Source organism: Devosia sediminis (genome assembly GCF_016411825.1).
In the GTDB taxonomy this organism is placed as follows: domain Bacteria; phylum Pseudomonadota; class Alphaproteobacteria; order Rhizobiales; family Devosiaceae; genus Devosia; species Devosia sediminis.
The window spans coordinates 775,981-795,296 of record NZ_JAEKMH010000001.1; the positions used below are offsets into that span (position 1 = coordinate 775,981).

Annotated in this window: 13 protein-coding genes; 10 read left to right on the forward strand and 3 right to left on the reverse strand. The window is 64.9% G+C overall.

What is annotated here, in order from left to right:
• Positions 1 to 140: 140 nt before the first annotated feature.
• A complete protein-coding gene (locus JEQ47_RS03965; protein WP_198875080.1) occupies positions 141 to 704 on the reverse strand; it encodes a GNAT family N-acetyltransferase in 564 nt (187 codons plus the stop codon).
• 182 nt (positions 705 to 886) lie between these two features.
• On the opposite strand from JEQ47_RS03965, the gene acs reads away from it, so the two are divergent.
• The 6 genes from acs to JEQ47_RS03995 all read left to right on the forward strand — a co-directional run bounded on the left by acs (position 887) and on the right by JEQ47_RS03995 (position 8,789).
• On the forward strand, positions 887 to 2,839 hold the full coding sequence (gene acs / locus JEQ47_RS03970; protein WP_198875081.1) for an acetate--CoA ligase: 1,953 nt from the start codon (positions 887 to 889) through the stop codon (positions 2,837 to 2,839).
• Between the two features lie 214 nt (positions 2,840 to 3,053).
• Entirely contained in the window at positions 3,054 to 4,136 is a 1,083-nt protein-coding gene (locus tag JEQ47_RS03975) for a glycoside hydrolase family 3 protein (RefSeq protein ID WP_198875082.1), read from the forward strand.
• A gap of 189 nt (positions 4,137 to 4,325) precedes the next feature.
• Positions 4,326 to 5,126 carry a UDP-2,3-diacylglucosamine diphosphatase gene (locus JEQ47_RS03980; protein WP_198875083.1) on the forward strand — a complete coding sequence of 267 codons (801 nt, stop codon included), beginning with the start codon at positions 4,326 to 4,328 and terminating at the stop codon, positions 5,124 to 5,126.
• An 88-nt stretch (positions 5,127 to 5,214) separates the two neighbouring features.
• Positions 5,215 to 6,273 (forward strand): glycosyltransferase family 4 protein, encoded by a 1,059-nt coding sequence (locus JEQ47_RS03985; RefSeq protein WP_198875084.1) that lies wholly within the window; start codon positions 5,215 to 5,217, stop codon positions 6,271 to 6,273.
• A gap of 84 nt (positions 6,274 to 6,357) precedes the next feature.
• Positions 6,358 to 7,548 (forward strand): MFS transporter, encoded by a 1,191-nt coding sequence (locus JEQ47_RS03990; RefSeq protein ID WP_198875085.1) that lies wholly within the window; start codon positions 6,358 to 6,360, stop codon positions 7,546 to 7,548.
• Positions 7,549 to 7,598: 50 nt separating this feature from the next.
• Positions 7,599 to 8,789 carry an MFS transporter gene (locus tag JEQ47_RS03995; RefSeq protein WP_198875086.1) on the forward strand — a complete coding sequence of 397 codons (1,191 nt, stop codon included), beginning with the start codon at positions 7,599 to 7,601 and terminating at the stop codon, positions 8,787 to 8,789.
• 2 nt (positions 8,790 to 8,791) lie between these two features.
• Here the strand turns inward: JEQ47_RS03995 and JEQ47_RS04000 are convergent, their stop codons facing one another.
• Entirely contained in the window at positions 8,792 to 9,526 is a 735-nt protein-coding gene (locus JEQ47_RS04000; RefSeq protein ID WP_198875087.1) for a phosphotransferase enzyme family protein, read from the reverse strand.
• Positions 9,527 to 9,647: 121 nt separating this feature from the next.
• Positions 9,648 to 14,870, reverse strand: coding sequence for an apolipoprotein A-IV repeat region-like domain-containing protein (locus tag JEQ47_RS04005; RefSeq protein ID WP_198875088.1), 5,223 nt, complete (start codon positions 14,868 to 14,870; stop codon positions 9,648 to 9,650).
• Positions 14,871 to 15,224: 354 nt separating this feature from the next.
• Between JEQ47_RS04005 and JEQ47_RS04010 the strand changes: the two genes are divergently transcribed.
• The 4 genes from JEQ47_RS04010 to JEQ47_RS04025 all read left to right on the forward strand — a co-directional run bounded on the left by JEQ47_RS04010 (position 15,225) and on the right by JEQ47_RS04025 (position 19,314).
• Positions 15,225 to 15,614 carry an Hpt domain-containing protein gene (locus tag JEQ47_RS04010; protein ID WP_198875089.1) on the forward strand — a complete coding sequence of 130 codons (390 nt, stop codon included), beginning with the start codon at positions 15,225 to 15,227 and terminating at the stop codon, positions 15,612 to 15,614.
• 95 nt (positions 15,615 to 15,709) lie between these two features.
• The gene (locus JEQ47_RS04015; RefSeq protein ID WP_198875090.1) at positions 15,710 to 16,375 is read left to right on the forward strand and encodes an outer membrane protein; all 666 of its coding nucleotides are present in this window, start codon (positions 15,710 to 15,712) and stop codon (positions 16,373 to 16,375) included.
• Between the two features lie 174 nt (positions 16,376 to 16,549).
• A complete protein-coding gene (locus JEQ47_RS04020) occupies positions 16,550 to 18,145 on the forward strand; it encodes a peptide chain release factor 3 (protein ID WP_198875091.1) in 1,596 nt (531 codons plus the stop codon).
• Positions 18,142 to 19,314: a class I SAM-dependent methyltransferase gene (locus tag JEQ47_RS04025; RefSeq protein WP_198875092.1), complete on the forward strand. Its 1,173-nt coding sequence runs from the start codon at positions 18,142 to 18,144 to the stop codon at positions 19,312 to 19,314. The genes JEQ47_RS04020 and JEQ47_RS04025 overlap by 4 nt, the downstream gene beginning before the upstream one ends.
• The last annotated feature ends 2 nt before the right edge of the window (positions 19,315 to 19,316 follow it).

Consider the following 19,316-nt stretch of genomic DNA (forward strand, 5'->3'; position numbering starts at 1 on the left):
GGCGTGGATCTGCCAACGAGCGAGCGATGCGATCCCGAATGTCTTTCACAGATGCGGGCTTTTCAAAGTCGCGCATTGTCTGTCGCCTCACACAGCGTAGCAATCGAGCGCGACAACAATTGCATTGAGTGGCGGTGAAGTCACGCCCCGACCAATCCCTTCAGCCGGTTCTTGATCCGTCCGAGGCGGCCGACATAGCCTTGGTCGTAGGCGACGTCGGGGCGGGTATAGAACTTTTCGATAAGCAGATAGTCCTGGCCGAAGATGTGCTGCTCGAGCAATGCGGTCTCGCGGTAGCCGTAGCGCTTGAGCAGGGCCCGGGCGACCTCGTTTTCCGGCCGGACGAAGGTATAGGCCTTGTGGAAGCGGGTATTGTCCCAGTGCTCGTCGAACTGGCGCATGCCGAAGAGCCCGAGCTTGCTCTGGCGGTGGCTGGGAAAGACCCAGCTCCAGTAGCGGAAGATGGAGCCGCATTCAGGCCCCGACACCATGGCGCCGCCCGGCACCCCGTCGGCGCACATGAGCATGATGTGCCAGGGATCGATGGCCATCAGCCCCTTGAGGAAAGCCTTGTTGAGCCGCGCGGCCTCGTGCGCCTTGAAGCGATCATTGTAGTGCGGCGAGGTCAGGATGACGTCGCTTAACTCGCGATGGACGAGGTCGAGGTCCGCATGAGTGGCGGCCCTGATGGTCATTTCAGCCATGATGCGGCTCCTCACCGGCGAAGGCAGGCGGAAATCCTAGCCCCTGCGGGTTAACAGGCTGTGCCCTGCCAAACCGGCAAACACCCATGCCCGAAATAGAAATGGAGTTGGCGACCCCGGCCCTTGCCGCCATGGGAGTGGAACACTAGAACGGTTGATGGGAGAGATAAGGGAGGATGACGATGAGCGACCCGCTCACATTCCAGCCAAGCGCGGCCGCGATCGCGCACACCCATACGACGGCTGAACAGTATGATGCGCTCTACCAGCGCTCGATCCAGGATCCGGACGGCTTCTGGGCGGAACAGGCCAAGCGCCTCGACTGGGTGAAATTTCCCAGCAAGATCAAGAACACCACGTTCGCCTATCCCGATGTCTCGATCAAATGGTTCGAGGACGGCGTGCTCAATGTTGCCGCCAATTGCATCGACCGGCACCTGGCCGAGCGGGGCGACGATATCGCCATCATCTGGGAGCCCGACAATCCCAATGACAAGGCAGAATACATCACCTACCGGACCCTGCACGAAAAGGTCTGCCGCTGCGCCAATGTGCTGAAGTCGCTGGGCGTGCGGAAGGGTGACCGCGTCACCATTTACCTGCCGATGATCCCGCAGGCCGCCTATGCCATGCTGGCCTGCGCCCGCATCGGCGCGGTGCATTCGGTGGTCTTCGGCGGTTTCTCGCCCGACTCGCTGGCCGGCCGCATCAACGATTGCGACTCGGCCGTGGTCATCACCGCTGATGAAGGCCGCCGCGGCGGCAAGACGGTGCCGCTTAAGGCCAATGTCGACAAGGCACTGGAAGACTGCCCCGGCGTGCAGAAGGTGCTGGTCGTCCACAATACCGGCGCCGAAGTTGCCATGAAGGGCAGCCGCGACGTGTGGTGGCATGAGGCTGCCGCGGGCGTCGAGCCGTTCAACGATCCCGAGCCGATGAATGCGGAAGATCCGCTGTTCATCCTCTATACCTCGGGCTCGACCGGCAAGCCCAAGGGCGTGCTGCATACCCAGGGCGGCTACCTCACATATACCTCGCTGACCCACGAGCTGAGCTTCGACTACCGCAAGGGCGAAGTGTTCTGGTGCACGGCCGACGTGGGCTGGATCACCGGCCACAGCTATATCGTCTATGGCCCGCTGGCCAATGGCGCGACGACGGTCATGTTCGAGGGTATTCCGTCCTGGCCCGATGCCAGCCGTTTCTGGCAGGTGGTCGAGCGCCACAAGGTCAATATCTTCCACACCGCGCCCACCGCCATCCGCTCGCTGATGGGCGCCGGCCCGGAATTCGTCGACAAGCACGACATGCCCTCGCTGCGCCTGCTCGGCACCGTGGGCGAGCCGATCAACCCCGAAGCCTGGATGTGGTACCACAACAAGGTCGGCAAGGGCCGCTGCGGCATTGTCGATGCCTGGTGGCAGACCGAAACCGGCGGCCACATGATCGCGCCGTTCCCCGGCGCCATCCCGACCAAGCCGGGCTCGGCAACCAAGCCCTTCTTCGGTATCCAGCCCGAAGTGCTTTCGCCCGAAGGCAAGCTGCAGGAGCAGACCAAGGCCGAAGGCGTGCTGGTCATCAAGGAAAGCTGGCCGAGCCAGGCGCGCACCATCTGGGGCGATCACGGCCGGTTCGTCTCGACCTATTTTGAGACCTACAAGGGCAACTACTTCACCGGCGACGGCTGCCGTCGCGACGAGGACGGCTATTACTGGATCACTGGCCGCGTCGACGACGTTCTCAACGTCTCCGGCCATCGCCTCGGCACCGCCGAAGTGGAAAGCGCGCTGGTGGCCCATCCCAAGGTTTCCGAGGCCGCCGTGGTGGGCTTCCCGCACGACATCAAGGGGCAGGGCATCTACTGCTATGTCACGCTGATGGCCGGGGAGGAGTATAACGACGCGCTGCGCGGCGAACTCCGCAACTGGGTGCGCAAGGAAATCGGACCGATCGCCTCGCCCGACTACATCCAGTGGGCGCCGGGCCTGCCCAAGACGCGTTCGGGCAAGATCATGCGCCGCATCCTGCGCAAGGTGGCCGAGAACGATTTTGGCGCACTGGGGGATACGTCCACCCTGGCCGATCCGGCGGTGGTCGACGACCTCATTGCCAACCGGCAGAACAAGCCGGCTTGATCGAACAAAAAAAACGGGCGGTGGCACCACGTACCGCCGCCCGAAAGTTTTGGCGCGGGTCACGGCGAAGGTTGAAAACGCCGAACCCCTTGCACCATGGCCGAAGAATTGCGCGACGGAATTTATTCCGCATGACGCATTTGGGTCATGAAACATGGTGTCGCCGCGTTTTGCTGATCACATTGCTCGTCCGTTTTTCATTTCCGGTGTTTGCTTGCTTCGTTTCGCGCTGATTTCCGCCGCCACCCTCATGTCCGTCACCACGCTCCAGGCCCAGACGCTGGAGCAGATGGCAGGGCAGATGATCATTGTCGGGTTCGAGGGAGACAGCGCCGGCGATGCCGGGGTCAAGGCCGTGACCGATGATCTGGCGGCCGGGCGGCTGGGCGGCGTGATGTTCCTCAAGAAGAACGTCGCGAGCCTCGATACGGTCAGCGACATGAACGCCCAGTTCCGCGCAGCCTCGCCGGACCTGCCGCCCTTCATCACCATCGACCAGGAAGGCGGCGCGGTCGAACGGCTCACCAAGGATGTCGGCTTCACCGAAATCCCCAATGCCGCGACGGTTGCCGAGCGCGACACTCCCGACGAGGCCGAGGCCCTTTATGGCGAGATGGCCGCGAGCATTGCCGAGCTCGGTTTCACGGTCAATTTCGGGCCGGTGGCCGATCTCAACACCAATACGGAGAACCAGGTCATTGCCCGCTTCGGCCGATCGTTTTCGGCCGATCCGGACGTGGTGACCGCCTATGACACGGCCTTCATTGCCGGGCACCGGGCAGCGGGCGTCGCCACCGCGCTCAAGCATTTCCCCGGCCATGGCTCGTCGACCGCCGACAGCCATGAGGGCTTTGTCGACATCACCGAGAGCTGGGATGCGGTGGAACTCGAACCCTACCGGGCGCTGATCGCCGCCGACATGGTGGACATGGTCATGGTGGGACACCTCTACCATGCCGATTATGCCGACGCGGACGGGGAGACGCCGTCCTCGCTGTCGCCGCGCTGGATCGACGGTGTGCTGCGCGAGGAACTGGGCTTTGCGGGCGTGGTGATCAGCGACGACCTCGAAATGGGCGCCATCCGCGATCACTTCACGCTCGAGGAGACGGTGACCAAGGCGGTGCGCGCGGGCATGGATATCCTCTTGTTTTCCAACACGGCCGACTACCGGGCGGGCCTCACCGATGAAGTGCTGGCCATCCTCTTGGCCGAGGCCGAGGCCGATCCGGACTTGGCCGCCCGCATCGAGCAGAGCTATGAGCGCATCGCGGCACTGAAGGCGCGGCTCGACTGATCCGGCTTTCCCCGGCTTTCCTGGTGACCGATATTTGCTAAGCCGGGCTTGGGCGATAAGATGCGTGCCCCGAGCGTCGTGTTCTCGTCCTGATTCACAAACGCGCTCTATCTGTTTGTCGAGCCTGTTCTTTTCGGAAATCCGGGAATTTGCTGTTCCGGGCCGTGCTCTTCAGGAGGCCGAAGGCTGATGTCGGAAGACCGTGAAATCCGGCGCGTTCGGGCGCTGTTCCTGTCTGACGTGCATCTGGGCATGAAGCCGGTCCGCAGCGCCCAGCTCGCCGATTTTCTGAAGGCACACGACGCCGAAACCATCTATCTCGTGGGCGATATTCTCGATGGCTGGCGGCTGGCCAAGCAATGGCACTGGCCGGCCCAGTACAACGAGCTGATCCAGCTCATGCTCGACAAGGCCGCGGCGGGAACGCGCATCGTCTACCTGCCGGGCAATCACGACGAATTCCTGCGCGAATATCTCGGCACCTATTTCGGCGAGATCGAGCTGGTCGACCGCACGATCCACACATCAGCGACCGGCAAGACCTATCTCGTCATCCATGGCGACCAGTTCGACGTGGTGGTGATGAACATGAAGTGGCTCGCCCATGTGGGCGACTGGGCCTATAACGCGGCCCTGCGCGTCAACATTGCCATCAACTGGGTGCGCCGGCGTATCGGGCTGCAATACTGGTCGCTGAGCGCCTGGGCCAAGCAGAAGGTCAAGAATGCCGTCTCGGTCATCGGGCGCTTCGAGGAGGCGCTGGTGCACGAGGCCAAGCAGGTGGGCGTCGATGGCGTCATCTGCGGCCATATCCACTTCGCCGACATTCACGACCGGCTGGGCATCCAGTACATCAATACTGGCGACTGGGTGGAGAGCTGCACGGCCATCGTCGAGAATCACGACGGGCATTTCGAGCTGATCAAGTGGACCGAAATGGTCACCGCTGAACCGCGCAAGACCCGCTTGCGCAAGGTTGCCGGGCAGTAACACCGTCGCCTCAGCGTCACCCCGGCGTCATACGCGCGACGCGTGAGGGGGGCACGATCCTGGCATTGCGAGCAATCGTGGTGCCGCCATGGACATCGATCCCAGCCGTTCCTCCCGTCGCATCCTCATCGTCACCGATGCCTGGCGACCGCAGATCAATGGCGTGGTGCGCACGCTGGAAAGCCTTGCCGCGCAGTTGCGAAGCTGGGGGCATGAGGTGAGCTTCCTCACCCCCGAGCCGTTCTGGACCGTGCCGGTGCCGACCTATCCAGAAATCCGGCTGAGCCTCGTGTCGCGCCGGACCGTGTTCCATTTCATGGCGCGGACACGCGCCCATCACATCCACATTGCCACCGAGGGGCCGCTGGGCCTTCTGGCACGGCGCTATTGCCTCGAGCGCGACAAGGCCTTCACCACCAGCTTTCACACCCGCTTTCCCGAATATGCCTCGGCCCGTCTCCCGGTGCCCGAGGAGTGGAGCTATGGCTACCTTCGCTGGTTCCACGACCCGGCAGCCGCAACCATGGTGCCGACGCTGTCGCTGCGCGATGAACTGCTGGCCCACGACTTTTCGCATCTGACCCTCTGGGGCAGGGGCGTGGACGGCAATCGCTTCCGTCCGGGCCCCAAAACCATGTTCACCGACCTGGCCGGCCCGCATCTGCTGTATGTCGGCCGCGTATCGGCGGAAAAGAACGTCACGGCCTTTCTCGACCTCGACGTGCCGGGCAGCAAGATCGTGGTCGGCGACGGGCCGGATCGGGCGCATCTCGAGCGCGCCCATCCCGATGCACGCTTTGTGGGTTACCTGCATGGCGAGGCGCTCGCCGCGGCCTATCGCAGCGCCGATGTGGTCGTGTTCCCGAGCCGCACTGACACCTTCGGCAATGTCGTCACCGAGGCGCTGGCTTCGGGCACGCCGGTCGCGGCCTATCCGGTGACCGGACCGCGCGACATTCTCACCGACCAGCGGGCGGGCACAGTGTCGGAGGACCTGGCGGTGGCCGTGCGCCGATCGCTGACGCTGCGTCGCGAAGATGCGCGGGCACTGGGCGAGCAGTTCACCTGGTCGGCCAGCGCGCTGCAATTCCTGTCCGCCCTGGTCCCTGCAACGTTGCAGCAACGTCGCCTGACAAAAGCTGGCTAGGGGCAGAATTGCCCTTGCTTCGGGCGCAATTGCGAGTCAGTGGAAGAAACGCGGCGTGCTTCCCTGCGCCGGGAGTCCTTTTCAATGTCACCGGCCTTGTCGCGCTTGGATACACCCGAGCTGCGCGCTTCCATTTATCAGTTTACGGTCTATCTGCCCGGCGGCGTCGCCTCCGTTTTCCTTGGCATCTGGCTCAATGAGCATGGCCTGCCGGCCGATCAGATCGGCATCATCAATGCGCTGCCGACGCTCGCGCTGCTCTTGCTGAACATGATCGTGGGGCGCGTTGCCGATCGCGCGGATGACTGGCGCACGGCGCTGATCGTCATTTCCATGGTTTCGGCGCTGGCGCCGCTGCCGCTTTACTTCGTCTCGGAATTCTGGGGCATCCTGCTCGTCTGGTGCCTCTGCGCCACCAGCAATGGCCTCGTGGCCCCGGTCATCGATGCCGCCACGGTGCGCATGGCTCGTCGCAATGGCAGCGATTTTGGCGCCATCCGGGCCTGGGCGACAGTGGGCTATATCGTCGGCGCCGGCGGGCTGGGATTGCTGCTGAATCTCCTGGGTTCGGCGGCCTTCGTGTCGCTCTACGTCGCCATGGTGGTGTTGCGCGCCGTCCTGTCTTTCCTGCTGCCGCGCTTCCGCGCGCCGTCGCCTAAAGTGACGTTGGCCGATGCGGCGCCGGACGCCGTGCCGAGCAAGCTGCGCGATGCGCTGCAGCCGTGGTTCGTACTGCCGCTCCTCGCCTTCGCATTGGTCAATTCCTCCAATGCGATTATCGGCAGCTTTGGCGCGCTGCTCTGGCACGAGAACGGCATTCCGAGCTATTTCCTCGGCCCGCTGCTGGGCTTTGCGGCTGTCGGCGAAGCGGTACTGATGTTCGCCTGGCGGCGCTTCGGCGGCCGCGTCACGGCCCGCAACATGATCCTTGCGGGCGCGATTGCCGGCCTCGTGCGCTTCACCATCATGGCGTTCAACCCGCCCGTGGAAGTGCTGTTCATGACCCAATTGCTGCATGCCTTCAGCTTCGGCATGGGCTATTTCGGCGTCGTGCACTTCATCGCCAACTGGACCAACGAGGCCAATGCTGCCGAGGCCCAGGGCTTTGCTAACATGCTCAACCAGGCCATGGCCATGACCGCGCTGGTGGTGTTCGGCGTGCTGGTGGAGTTTTTCGGGGCACAGGCTTTCTTCTATTCCACCGTCACCTCTTTGCTTGCCGTCTGCTGCGTACTGCTCTCGCTCAAGCTCCGGCCGCCCAAGGCGCTGGTCTGACCCATTCTCCGGCGGCTTTCCGTCGCCACTCGCTTTTTTGAAGGCCGATCATGTCCCGCGCCCTGACCCTGTCGCAACCGACGCCGACGACGCGGGCAACGCTTTTCTACCTCACCTTCTACATGGCGCCCGGCGCCTCGGTGATGTTCCTGCCGATCTGGCTGAGCGAGAAGGGCATCACGCCCGAGCAGATCGGCATCATCAACGCCGTGCCGATCTTCGTCATCCTGCTGTTCAACCTGTTCATCGGCCGCATCGCCGACCGGGCCAGCGACTGGCGGCAGGTGATCGTCATCGGCGCCCTGATTGCCGGCATCGTTCCCATCGGGCTCTTCTTCGTCAGCGAGTTCTGGGGCGTGCTGCTGTTATGGACGCTGACCGTGCTGCCCATAGGCGCCATCACCCCGGTGCTGGATGCGGCGGTGATGCGGCTCGCCACCCGCACCGGTGGGGACTATGGCTTTATCCGCGCGTTCGGCACCGTCGGCTACATGGTCTTCAACGGCCTGACCGGGTTCCTCGTGGTCTGGTACGGCCCGGCGGTTTTCGTGCCGCTCTTTGTCGGGCTGGCGCTGCTCCGGGCGCTGGTGTCGCTGCAACTGCCGGCCTTCCGCGCGCCGGCGGAAGAGCCCACCGTAGCGGCAGTGACGGGCAAGGTGACGGCCAGCTCGCTGCGCGAGATCGCCAAGCCCTGGTTTATCCTGCCGCTGTTCGGCTTCTGCATGATCTTCGGCACGCATCTGGTGCTCAACGCCTTCGGCTCGCTGCTCTGGAAAGAGCAGGGCATTTCCGAAGCGGTGATCGGCCCACTGATCGCCATCGGCGCCTTTTCCGAGGCCTTCGTCATGTTCGTCTGGCGCCGCTTCGGCGGTCGGGTGACGGCGCGCAACCTGATCCTCGTTTCGGCGCTGGCCTCGGTGCTGCGCTGGCTGGCCATGGGCTTTGCGCCCGATGTCGCCTGGCTCCTGCTGCTGCAGGCGACCCATGGCATCACCTTTGCGCTCGGCTTCATGGGCTGCGTCCACTTCATCGCCAACTGGACCGATGAAGGCATTGCCGCCGAGACGCAGAGCCTCTTCGTGGTCGGCCAGCAGATCTTTTCCATCATCGCGGTGACCGGCTTCGGCGCGCTGGTGCCGCTCCTTGGCGCCCAAGCCTATTTCGTTGCCTCGGCCTTCGCCCTGGTCGGCGCCTTCTGCATCTGGCTATCGCTGCGAATGCAGCCACCCAAGGCGGGTTGAGGTTACACGGCCCGAACTTCGGCCAGCCGGCCAATGGCGTAGTCGTCCTTCCAGCAGACCGCGGCTTCCCACGCGGCGGCGGCCTGTTCAGCGGCGTCGCGCGCTTCGCCCATGAGGCCGGCGGCGTTGAAGGGCAGGGCGAGGTCCAGGTCCGGCACGTCGACATGGGCCTCGTCCCAGTCGATCAAGGTGACCCGGTCGGCGGTCATGATGATATTGGCCGGGTTGGTCGGATTGCCGTGCACGACAGCAGTCTCGCGGCCCGCCAGCCTTGCCCAGGCATGGCGGCAGCGCGCCACGGCCTCCTCCGGCATGGCGTTGAGATCGATCCGGGTGCCGGTATCGGCCGTGATGAGATCAGTAGAGCTGCGCCAGCCGGGGCGCTGCGGCCAACCTCCGGTCAGGCGATGCAGCTCGCGCAGCGTTTGCGCCACGCGTTGCCAGTCCGCCTCACTGCACGGCGGACCGCCTTCGATGAAGCTCATCACCACGATGCCATCGGCAAAGAGCCGGCCATCCGCCGTCGGAATGGGCATCGGCACCGGAAAGCCTTGGCGGTCGAGATGCGCCAGCAGCTCCGTTTCCCAGGCCAGATCGGCATCCCTCCGCGTGCCGCGGCGCGCGACGGCCTTCAGACCGTTGAGTCGTACGCTCCAGACGTCGTTGGACGAGCCGCCGGTCAGGGCCTCGATCCGCTCGACGTCGGGCCCCCAATGCCCGAGGCTTTCCCATCCCATTGGTCGCTTCCCTCCACCAAAGCGTCGGAATCTAGCGCAGGGCTTCCTCCCCAGCAACGCGGGCGACCACAACGAAAAAGCCCCGGATCGCTCCGGGGCTTTTGTCATTCATGAAGCTTCCTCAGCTCAGGCGGCCGCTGGCATGAGCGAGGGTCGTATAGACCTTCCCCTTGTCCGAGAGCAGGTATTCGCGGGTTTCGGCGGCCGGGTTGGGGCCGGCGGCAGCGCGCTTCAGCAGTTGCTCGAACTCGGTCATGTAGGCCTGGGCGGTGCGGGCGAAGTCGGGCTCGCGCTGGATGCGCTTGCGCACTTCGTCATAGGTGCCCTGGCCGGTCAGCGTATAGATGCGGCGGGTGAAGACATTGCTCTCGCCCGACTGGTAGCGGGCCCAGGCTTCGCCCAGGGCCGCATCGTCGATGGCGCGGGCGATTTCTTCGGACAGACCCGAAAGGGCCTGCGGCTGCTGGCCACCGGCCTGCTTGGCCGAAGCATTGCGCAGCACGTCGCGGAGCCATCCGCCGCCTTCGGCCTCGATCGGCTGGCGCGGGGCAGGGGCGGGGGCCGCTTGCACGGGCGTGGGTGCCGGAGCCGGCTGCTCGATCACTGCAGCGCTGCGGATCGGATCGACCAGCGGCTGGCGGGCCGGTTCGGGACGCCAGGCTTCACGCGCGGGTTCCGGACGCTGTTCCTGGCGCGGCGGCTGGTAGGCCGGCGGTTCGGGCTGGCGCGGCTCGGGGGCACGGGCGGCGCGCTGCGGGGCGCGACGATCGGTGAGATCGTGGCTGGCCGGCTGGGCGCGCACGATGGCGTTGAGCTCGCTGAGGGCCTCGATCTGCTCGGCAACCACGCGGCGCATAGCGGCGGCGCTGGCGCGGGTTTCCTCGGGCAGTTCGTTGACGCCACGGGCCAGTTCGGCGCGGGTGGCTTCGAGCTCGCTGCCCACTTCGCGGGCCGTTTCGCGCATGGCGCGGGCGGTCTCAGCGAAGCGCTGGGTGGCTTCCTCGATGGCGCGCTGCATTTCCATGGCCATGCGCTGCTGGGCTTCCTGCAGGGCCTGGTTGGCGCGGCGGCTTTCGGCATCCGCCGTCTCGTGGAATTCGCCGAGCTTGCCGGTGACTTCGCCGGTGGTCTCGTCGAGCACGCGGCGCAACTGGCCGGTATTCGACGCGATGGCGTTGCGCACCGAGCTGGTCGAGTCCGAAATCGTGTCAGCCAGCGAGCTGGTGGTCGAGGTGAGCACGTCGGTGACGCTGCCGGCGGTCGAGGCCAGGACGTCGCTGACGCGACCGGCATTGTCTTCCAGCGCCGAATTGACCTGTTCGGTCTGGTCGGCAAGGGCCATGCGCACCTGGGCCGAAGTCTGGCTGAGGGCGGCGGCGGCGGCCTCGGCGGCGCGCTGCACCGCATTGTCCATCTGCGAGACGTTGGAGTTGAGCGCGGAGGTGAAGCGCTCGTTGGTGGCGTAGAGTGCGTCGTTGACGCTGCCGGCGTTCTTTTCGAGCGCCTCGGTGACCTGGCTGGTGGTCACGGCAAGCGCGTCGGTCACGGTATGGGTCGTGGCGTTGAGCGCCTCGTCCATGGCGCGACGGGCACCGATCAGGCGGCGTTCGGTATCGTTGACCGTGTCGGCGATCGACTGGGCAAACAGGCGCATGCGGCCGTCGATATCGTCGGCACGAGCGGCAAAGCTCTGGGCCAGCGCATCCATGGCACCGCGGCGATCCTCGAGGTTTTCGAGGGCGGTGGCGCTCGATGCGTCGAGCGACTGGGCGGCCTGGTTGAGGCCGGCGGCTTCGGTGTCGAGACGCCCGAGGATCGAGCCGAACTGCTCGACCATGCCGCGGATCGAGCTCTGCAGCGCGCCCACGTGCTGGGTGACCATGGTGCCGGCCTGTTCGGTCTGGCCCATCGCTTCGCGCATGGTGTTCGAATAGCTGGCCGTCTGCTGGGCGACGCTGGTTTCGAGGCTGGCGAGATTGGCGGTCGAGGCGTCGAGCACGCGCTGCAGCAGCAGGTTCGAGTCGTTGAGCTTGTTGAGGGCGTTGGTGACGTCGGTGAGGATGCGCGTCGTCGAAACCGACATGATGGCTTCGGCTTCGCGGGCATTCTCGCCCAGGGCGTCGCGCAGGAGGTTGCCGTGGCTGGCGAGGGCCGTCTGCAGCTCAGCGGACCGGGAATTGACCAGCTCCGAGAACTGGCTGGTGTGCTGTTCGACGGAGCGGTTGATGGTTTCGAGGCGGGACTCGATGGCATCGGCGGCGTTGACCGCCCGGACCGAGACCAGTTGGTCGATATTGGTGGCCGCCAGACGGATCTGTTCGAGCGCGCCGCGAACGGCGGCGTCCATGCGGTTGGCGGTGTTCTCGACATCGGCCGAGATGGCGCCGGTGGCCGCGGTGATGCGGGTGGCAATGGTTTCCTCGATGCGGTCGGCGCCCGCTTCGAGATCGGCCATGGACTGGGTGATCGAGGTGCTGATCGAGGCGTTGAGCGCGGCGAGGCGCTCGGCGGTGATGTCGGCACGGGCGGTGATGGCCTCGGGCAGGGTGCCCAGGCGCTGGTCGACCATGTCGGCAATGGCCTTGCGGGCCGAATTGACGCCGGTCTCGATGAGCTCGGCGGCCTGGCGGGCGCTTTCGCCCACGGTGAGGCTGGCGCTCTCGATGCGTGCGGCGACGCCGGCCTCGGCGTCGGAAATGCGGGTAATGGCGCTGTCGAGACCGGCGCCAAGTGTCTCGTTGACGCTGCCGACCTGGTTGGCGACACGGCTCGACATCTCGTCGAGGCGCGCTTCCATGCTGGAGGTGACCTGGCGCAGCGACCCTTCGATGCTGTCGCGGGCGCGGGCACCATGCTGGTCGAGCGTGTCGGCCAGTTCGCTGGTGTGCAGGCCGATGGTCTCGCCCATCGAGGCGGTGTGGGTCGCCAGTGTGTCGGAAAGGGCCTGGGTGCGGGCGGCAAGCGCGTCCGAAAGCTGCTGGGTGCGGGTATTGACCGCGCCGGCCAGTTCCTGGGTGCGCAGATCGAGGCGGCCGACGAGATCGCCGCCGCTGTTTTCGATCTGGCTGGCGAGGGCCGTGGTGCGCTCGTCGATCTGGCTGGACAGGGCCGCAGTCCGCTCGTCGAGCTGGCCGGCCAATGCGCCGGTGCGTTCTTCGAGCCGGTTGACCAGGGTAATGGTGCGCTCGTCAACCTGGCTGGCAAAGTCGCCGGTGCGGGTCTCGAGTTCGAGCGAGAGCGCATTGGTGCGCTCGGAAATGGTGTCGGCAAGGCGCTGGGTGCGGCCGGCAATAGCCTGGTCGAAGGTCTGCGTGCCGGTCAACAGCGTGTCGCCCAGTTCCTGCGAACGCAGGCGGATGGCTTCGCCCAGCTCGGCGCCACGGCTGGTGAGGGTTTCCTCGAGCGCGCTGGTGCGGGTGAGGAAGGTCTCTTCCAGGGCGCTGGTGCGGCTGGTGATCGCTTCGCCCACCTCGATGGCGCGGCTCGACAGCATGGCATCGAGCCTGCCGGTACGGGTGTCGAGCGCTTCGCTCAGGAGTTCGGCATGGCCGTCGAGATTATCCGAAATCTGCTGGGTGCGGCTGTTGAGCGTTTCGGTCAGGGCAGCGGTCTTGGCGCCGATGACGTCGCTCAGCTCCCGCGTGCGCTCGGCAACGATGTCGTTGAAGCGACCGGATTCCTCGTTCAGCGCCATTTCCAGCACATTGGCCCGGGCGGCAAAGCTGACACCCTGCTTGTCGAGGCGCTGGACCAGGTCCTCGCCCTTGTCGCCAATGACGTTGTCGAGGGCGTGCAGCTTGTCGTCGAGCAGGCCCGTGATCTCGGTGAGGCGCTGGTCGAAGAGGCTGAGCGAGTCCTGCCCGGCGGTCGAGAGCGTGAGGCGCGCGCGCTCGGACGTGTCGTCGAGGGCGCCATTGATCTCGATGATCGCCGATTGCAGGCGGCTGTCGAGGGAATTGAGCTGGATCGAGACGGATTCGTCGAGCTGGCGGGTGAGGGTGGCCAGCAGCAGTTCGGCCTCGGTGGAGCGGCTCGAAATGTCGCCCGAGACGCGGGCGCCGATGGCTTCGAGCGCTTCGCTGACCTCGAGGCCGCGATCGCGCAGCAGGTCGACCAGAGTGGTGCCGCCCTCGGAAAGGAGGTTGGCCAGGGCCGAGGTGCGATCCTCGATGGCCGAGGAAAGGGCGCCAGTATGAGTTTCCAGCGTGCCGGTCATGCGCGCGGCGCGGCTGTCCAGCGCCTCGGTCAGATCGGCCATGCGGCTGTCGATCGCCGAGGTGATTTCGAGCGTGCGGTTCTCGAAATTGCGGGCGGTGCTGGCGGCATGGTCCTCGAAGCCGAGCGACAGGCGGCCGGCGCTGTCGTCGAGCGCGGTGAGGAAGTCGCTGGTGCGGTTGTCGACGAGGTTCACGAAGCCATCGGCGCGTTCGGAAAAGCCGATGGTCAGCGTATTGCCGGCGGTTTCGAGGGCGCGGGTCAGGTTGCCGCCGCTTTCGACGATGGTGCCGGCAATGCGCTGGCTGATCATGTCGAGATCGAAGACGAGGCCGGTATGGCTTTCGGTGATGGCCTCGCGCACGCGCTCGGTATTGGTGAGCACGCTTTCGCGCTGGCTGGCCAGTTCGGCAATCAGCGCACGCATGCGCGATTCATTGTCGGAATAGGTGCGTTCGAGCGCGGTGACCTCGTTATGGATCATCACTTCGAGTTCGCCGGCGCGGGAGAGGGCGCGTTCGAGCCCGTCGCCCAGGGCGTTCACCTCGCGGCGAACAGCCTGGCCCACCGAGGCAACCTTGTCGGCGGCGGTCACTTCGGGCTCGGCCAGGCGAATGGCGGCCTGGGTGATCGAGGAGGCGGCGTTGCGCAGGTCGGCGGCGCGGCGGAACAGCGTTGCCACGGCAAAGAAGCCGAGCACCGGAATGAACATGATGGCCAGGATGGCCACGAATTCGATCGACCCGAGGAAGGGGCCGGGATTGGCCATCTGGGCGCCGTAGCGCATCCAGGCGACGACGCCGACCGCGGCGATCCAGACGATCGACAGCAGCAGCGCGAGCCAGTTGGGCGCGGCGGACGAGCGATCCTGGAGGCTGTAAAGGAGTTTCGAGGCCGACACGCGGTCGTCATTGGCGACTGCGCTGGCCTGCTGGGCAATGCGATCGGCGGCGCGCAGACGTTCGGACCGGGCCGGATCAGGCTTCTTGTCCTGCTTTTTTTCCTGCTTCTTGTCCTGAGCGGGCTGTGCCGGCGGGTCCAGATTGAAGACCGAATCCTTCAGGGCATCCTCTACGGCCGAAAAGGCCAAGGCTGCCGGGTCGTTCTGGGGGGTCGGATTCTTCGCCATACTCTTTACAACTCTCGCGTCGGCACAACAGCTTCACGGCGGGCTTTACGAGTAGTCATGGCAGGCCCGCCCTTTCCGGGCCGGTCGCCAAACCGGAACAATTCGATGCAAATGCCCCGCATCGTTCCCCCAACCCTCGCCGCCGCGCGCTGGTTCAAAGCTCATTCATACATTCAATTTTATGCAAACCGAACGGTTTCTTACCCAAAGGTTAATTTTCGGGTGGGAAACGTTAAGGAATGGATGGGCAAACAAAGGCAAAGATGTGGCTTAATCCCCTGTTCATGCCCTCGCCATTAGGCTTGTGCACAAGGTGGGCTCCGGGCCTGCCGGCATAGGCAGGAGCAAGCCAGAATGGCGCAGAGAGCATTCATCGAATATGCGTCGCAGGAGAGCGCCAAGCGGCCCATGCGGCCGGTGGATCTGGTGCACCTCGCCAAGCAGTGCCTGGGCGACGAAAACCTCGAGCTCGAAATCCTGCGTCTCTTCGAAACGACGCTCACCACCTATTTCGGGCGGCTGAAGCTGGCGACCGGCTTCGATGACCTCGCCATCAATCTCCATTCCATCAAGGGCGCCGCCGCGGGTGTAGGGGCCTGGGGAATTGCCGACCTTGCGGCAGCCCTCGAGAAGGACCTCAAGGCCGGACGGCCGTTGGCGCCTGAACGCATCGAGGACCTGGGCATGGAAGTCGAGGAAGTGCGCGACTTCATCGCCCGGATGCTGGCGAGCGACGCCGGCTGATATCGCCTCATCGTTATGCTTTGAGGCCGGGAGCCCGGCTTAATCGCCCATTAAGCATAATCGCCGACAGTTCTATCCAGGAACTGGAGGTCACCATGCGTCTGTCTTTCGTGGTTGCAGCACTCGCCGTCATTGCGTCCCCGGCGATGGCCGCGGACTATCCCTATTATCAGCCGCCGAACTTCGACTTCGAAGAGGATCGCGCCGCAGGCGGATGGACGGGCCAGTATCTCGGTATCACCGTGGGTGGGCTGAGGCCGCGTATCGACGTGCCCGGCGCCACCGTCATCGAGGGTAATGGCATTGTCGGCGGCGTCTTCGCCGGCGTCAATTTCCAGCAGGATAACGGGCTCGTGCTCGGCGCCGAAGCGGATGCCGAATATGCCGGCTTCCACGGGACCGGCACCTGCGCCGTCGCCACCTGGACCTGCCGCGGTACGCTCGAATACCAGGGGTCGCTGCGCGGCCGCGTCGGCTTTGCCGTCGATGCCTTCCACGTCTACGGCACGGCGGGCCTCGCCGTCGCCCATATCGGCGGCTCGACCACCAGCCCGGCCAATGCGCAATTCCGCGATTCCGATACGTTTATCGGCTGGACGGCGGGTGTTGGCGCCGAAGTGGCGTTCTCCGACGCCTGGTTCGTGCGCGCGGAATACCGCTACACCGACTATGGCAGCCGTGACATGACCTTCGACGGCGCCTATCCCGGCGTCAAGGCAACCTCCCACGCCGTGCGCGCCGGCCTCGCCTACCGGTTCTGACGGCCAGGGCCTTTAGTGACCCCCGGTCTTCTGCCTAGGTGCGGAAGACCGGCACCACCCGGACCAGCAGCCCGCGGTTTGACCGCGGCATTGCCAGCGCCTATAGAGCGCCCCATATGAAGTCGGGTATCGTCGGGCCTCTCGCCCGCGACAGCATTCAGCAGATCCATGTCCATGTCCAATGCCGCCGCGGTCTCGCCCCGGCCTACCGCCGAACCTTTTCGCCTGCGTCGTACCTTCGCGATCATCTCGCACCCTGACGCCGGCAAGACCACGCTGACCGAGCGGCTGCTGGCCGCGGCGGGCGCGATCCAGCAGGCGGGCGCCGTGCGTGGCAAGGCCGGTCAGCGCTCGACCCGCTCGGACTGGATGGAAATGGAGCAGCAGCGCGGCATTTCCATCACCTCCTCGGTGATGACCTTCGACTATGACGGGCTGACGCTGAACCTGCTCGACACCCCGGGCCACTCGGACTTTTCCGAGGACACCTATCGTACGCTGACCGCCGTGGACGCCGCCATCATGGTCATCGACGCGGCCAAGGGCATTGAATCGCAGACGCTGAAGCTCTTCGAAGTCTGCCGCCTGCGCGATATCCCGATCATCACCTTCATCAACAAGGTGGACCGCGAGGGCCAGGCGCCGCTCGACCTGATCGACGAGATCCAATCCAAGCTGGCGCTCGACCTGACGCCAGTGCTCTGGCCCATCGGGCAGGGCGTCGATTTCGGCGGCTATATCGACCTCGTGGAAAAGCGGGTGCTCAATCCGCAGGGCAAGATCATTGCGGAGTTCGAAAGCCTCGAAGACCTGCTGGATGTGGAAGAGCTGGTCGACAATCCCGTCTTCATGACGGCGCTCGAAACGCTGGAAATGGCCCAGGCCATGCTGCCCGGCTTCGATCTCGAGACGTTCCACCAGGGCCATTTGAGCCCGGTGCTGTTCGGTTCGGCGCTCAAGGGCGTTTCGGTGGCCGAGCTCCTGCGCACCCTGGGGGACTGGGGTCCGGAACCGCGGCCGCAGCCGGCATTGCCGGCGCCGATCGAGCCCAATGACAAGAAGGTCACCGGCTTCGTGTTCAAGGTGCAGGCGAACATGGACGCCAATCACCGCGACCGCATCGGCTTCGTGCGCCTCTGCTCGGGCAAGTTCGAGCGCGGCATGCGCCTCAAGAACGTGCGCTCGGGCAAGGACATGGCTGTGTCCAATCCGATGTTCTTTTTCGGCAATAATCGCGAGCTCGCCGAGGAAGCGGTGGCGGGCGACATTGTCGGCATTCCCAATCACGGCACGCTGTCGGTGGGCGACACGCTGACCGAGGGCGCCAATATCAATGTGACCGGCATTCCAAATTTCGCGCCGGAAATCATCCGCCGCGTGCGCCTCACCGACGCGATGAAGACCAAGCAGATGTCCAAGGCGCTCTCGGATCTCGCCGAGGAAGGCGTCACCCAGGTGTTCCGCCGCATGGTGGGCGCCGACTGGATTGTGGGCGTGGTGGGCCAGCTCCAGCTTGAAGTTCTGGCCAGCCGAGTGGCCGGCGAATACGGCGTGCCGATCACCTTCGAAAGCATGGGTTTTGAAGTGGCGCGCTGGGTCGAAAGTGACGATCCGGAAGAGCTGAAGCGCTTCATCACGGCTCAAAAGGTCAACATGGCCGAGGACCGCACCGAGGCACCGGTCTTTCTCGCGCAGAATGCGTGGTGGGCGGATCGGGCCAAGCAGGACTGGCCAAAGATCCGCTTCCTCACCACCAAGGAACGGCATTGAGCGCACCCGATCGCATCGGCGAATTCGTGGCGGCCTTCGGCAACGCCTTTGCCGATGGCTCAATCGTTCGGCTGAAGCTGGGCGGCTATCACGGGCCGGAAGCCGATCTCAAATCGGTCGAGGGTCGCAAGGTCGCGATCAAGGCAGGCGAGCGCCTGAGCCTGGTCTTCCGCTACAAGACGCGCGACATCACCAAGAATCTCACCGCCGACGAGGCCGCCGCCTTCCTTGCCGAAGGGCTTGCCGCGCAGTATCGCAGCGCCCGGCTGGAAACGACCGGCTTCGACCTGCAGTTCGAGCGGCAGGGCGACAAGCAGCGCCTCAAGCGCAGTGAAGTGGCGGGCCGCGAAGCTGTCGATGCCGGTCACGACAGGACGAAAAATCGGGCGCTGACGGACACTTCGGCTCACTGGCTGCATGCTCTTGGCATTACTGGCAAGGACGGCGCCGTGCGCAATGATGCGCAGGACAAGTTCCGCCAGATCAACAAGATGGTCGAGATTTTTGCCCCGCTGATTCAGCAGCTTAAGGCAAAGAATCCGCGCATTCTCGATATGGGTGCGGGCAAGGGCTACCTCGATTTCGCGCTCTACGACTACCTCGCCAACCGCGCCGGGCAGTCGACCGAGATTGTCGGCGTCGAACTGCGCCCGGCGCTGGTGGAATCCGGAAATGCGCTGGCCAAGGAGAGCGGCTTTGCCGGCTTGCGCTTCGAGGCAGGCAGCATCCTCGACTGTGACGCGAGCGGCGCCGATGCGGTCATTGCGCTCCATGCCTGCGACACGGCGACTGATGATGCGATCTATCAGGGTATCAAGGCGGGGGCAGGGCTCATCGCCGTCGCCCCCTGCTGCCACAAGCAGATCCGACGCCAGATCGAGGCCGGCAAGCCCGATGCCAATCTCGACTTCCTCCTGCGCCATGGCACATTCATGGAAAAGCAGGCCGAAATGGTCACCGACGGCCTGCGCGCGCTGCTGCTCGAAGCCAATGGCTATCGCACGAAGGTGTTCGAGTTCGTCTCCGACGCCCATACGCCCAAGAACAATCTGATCGTCGCGCAGAAGGGCAATGCCGGCTCGCGCGCGGCGGCACTTGAGCGCATCGCGGCGGTCAAGGCTATGTTTGGCGTCGAAAAGCACTATCTTGAAGGTCTCCTCGACCTCTGATT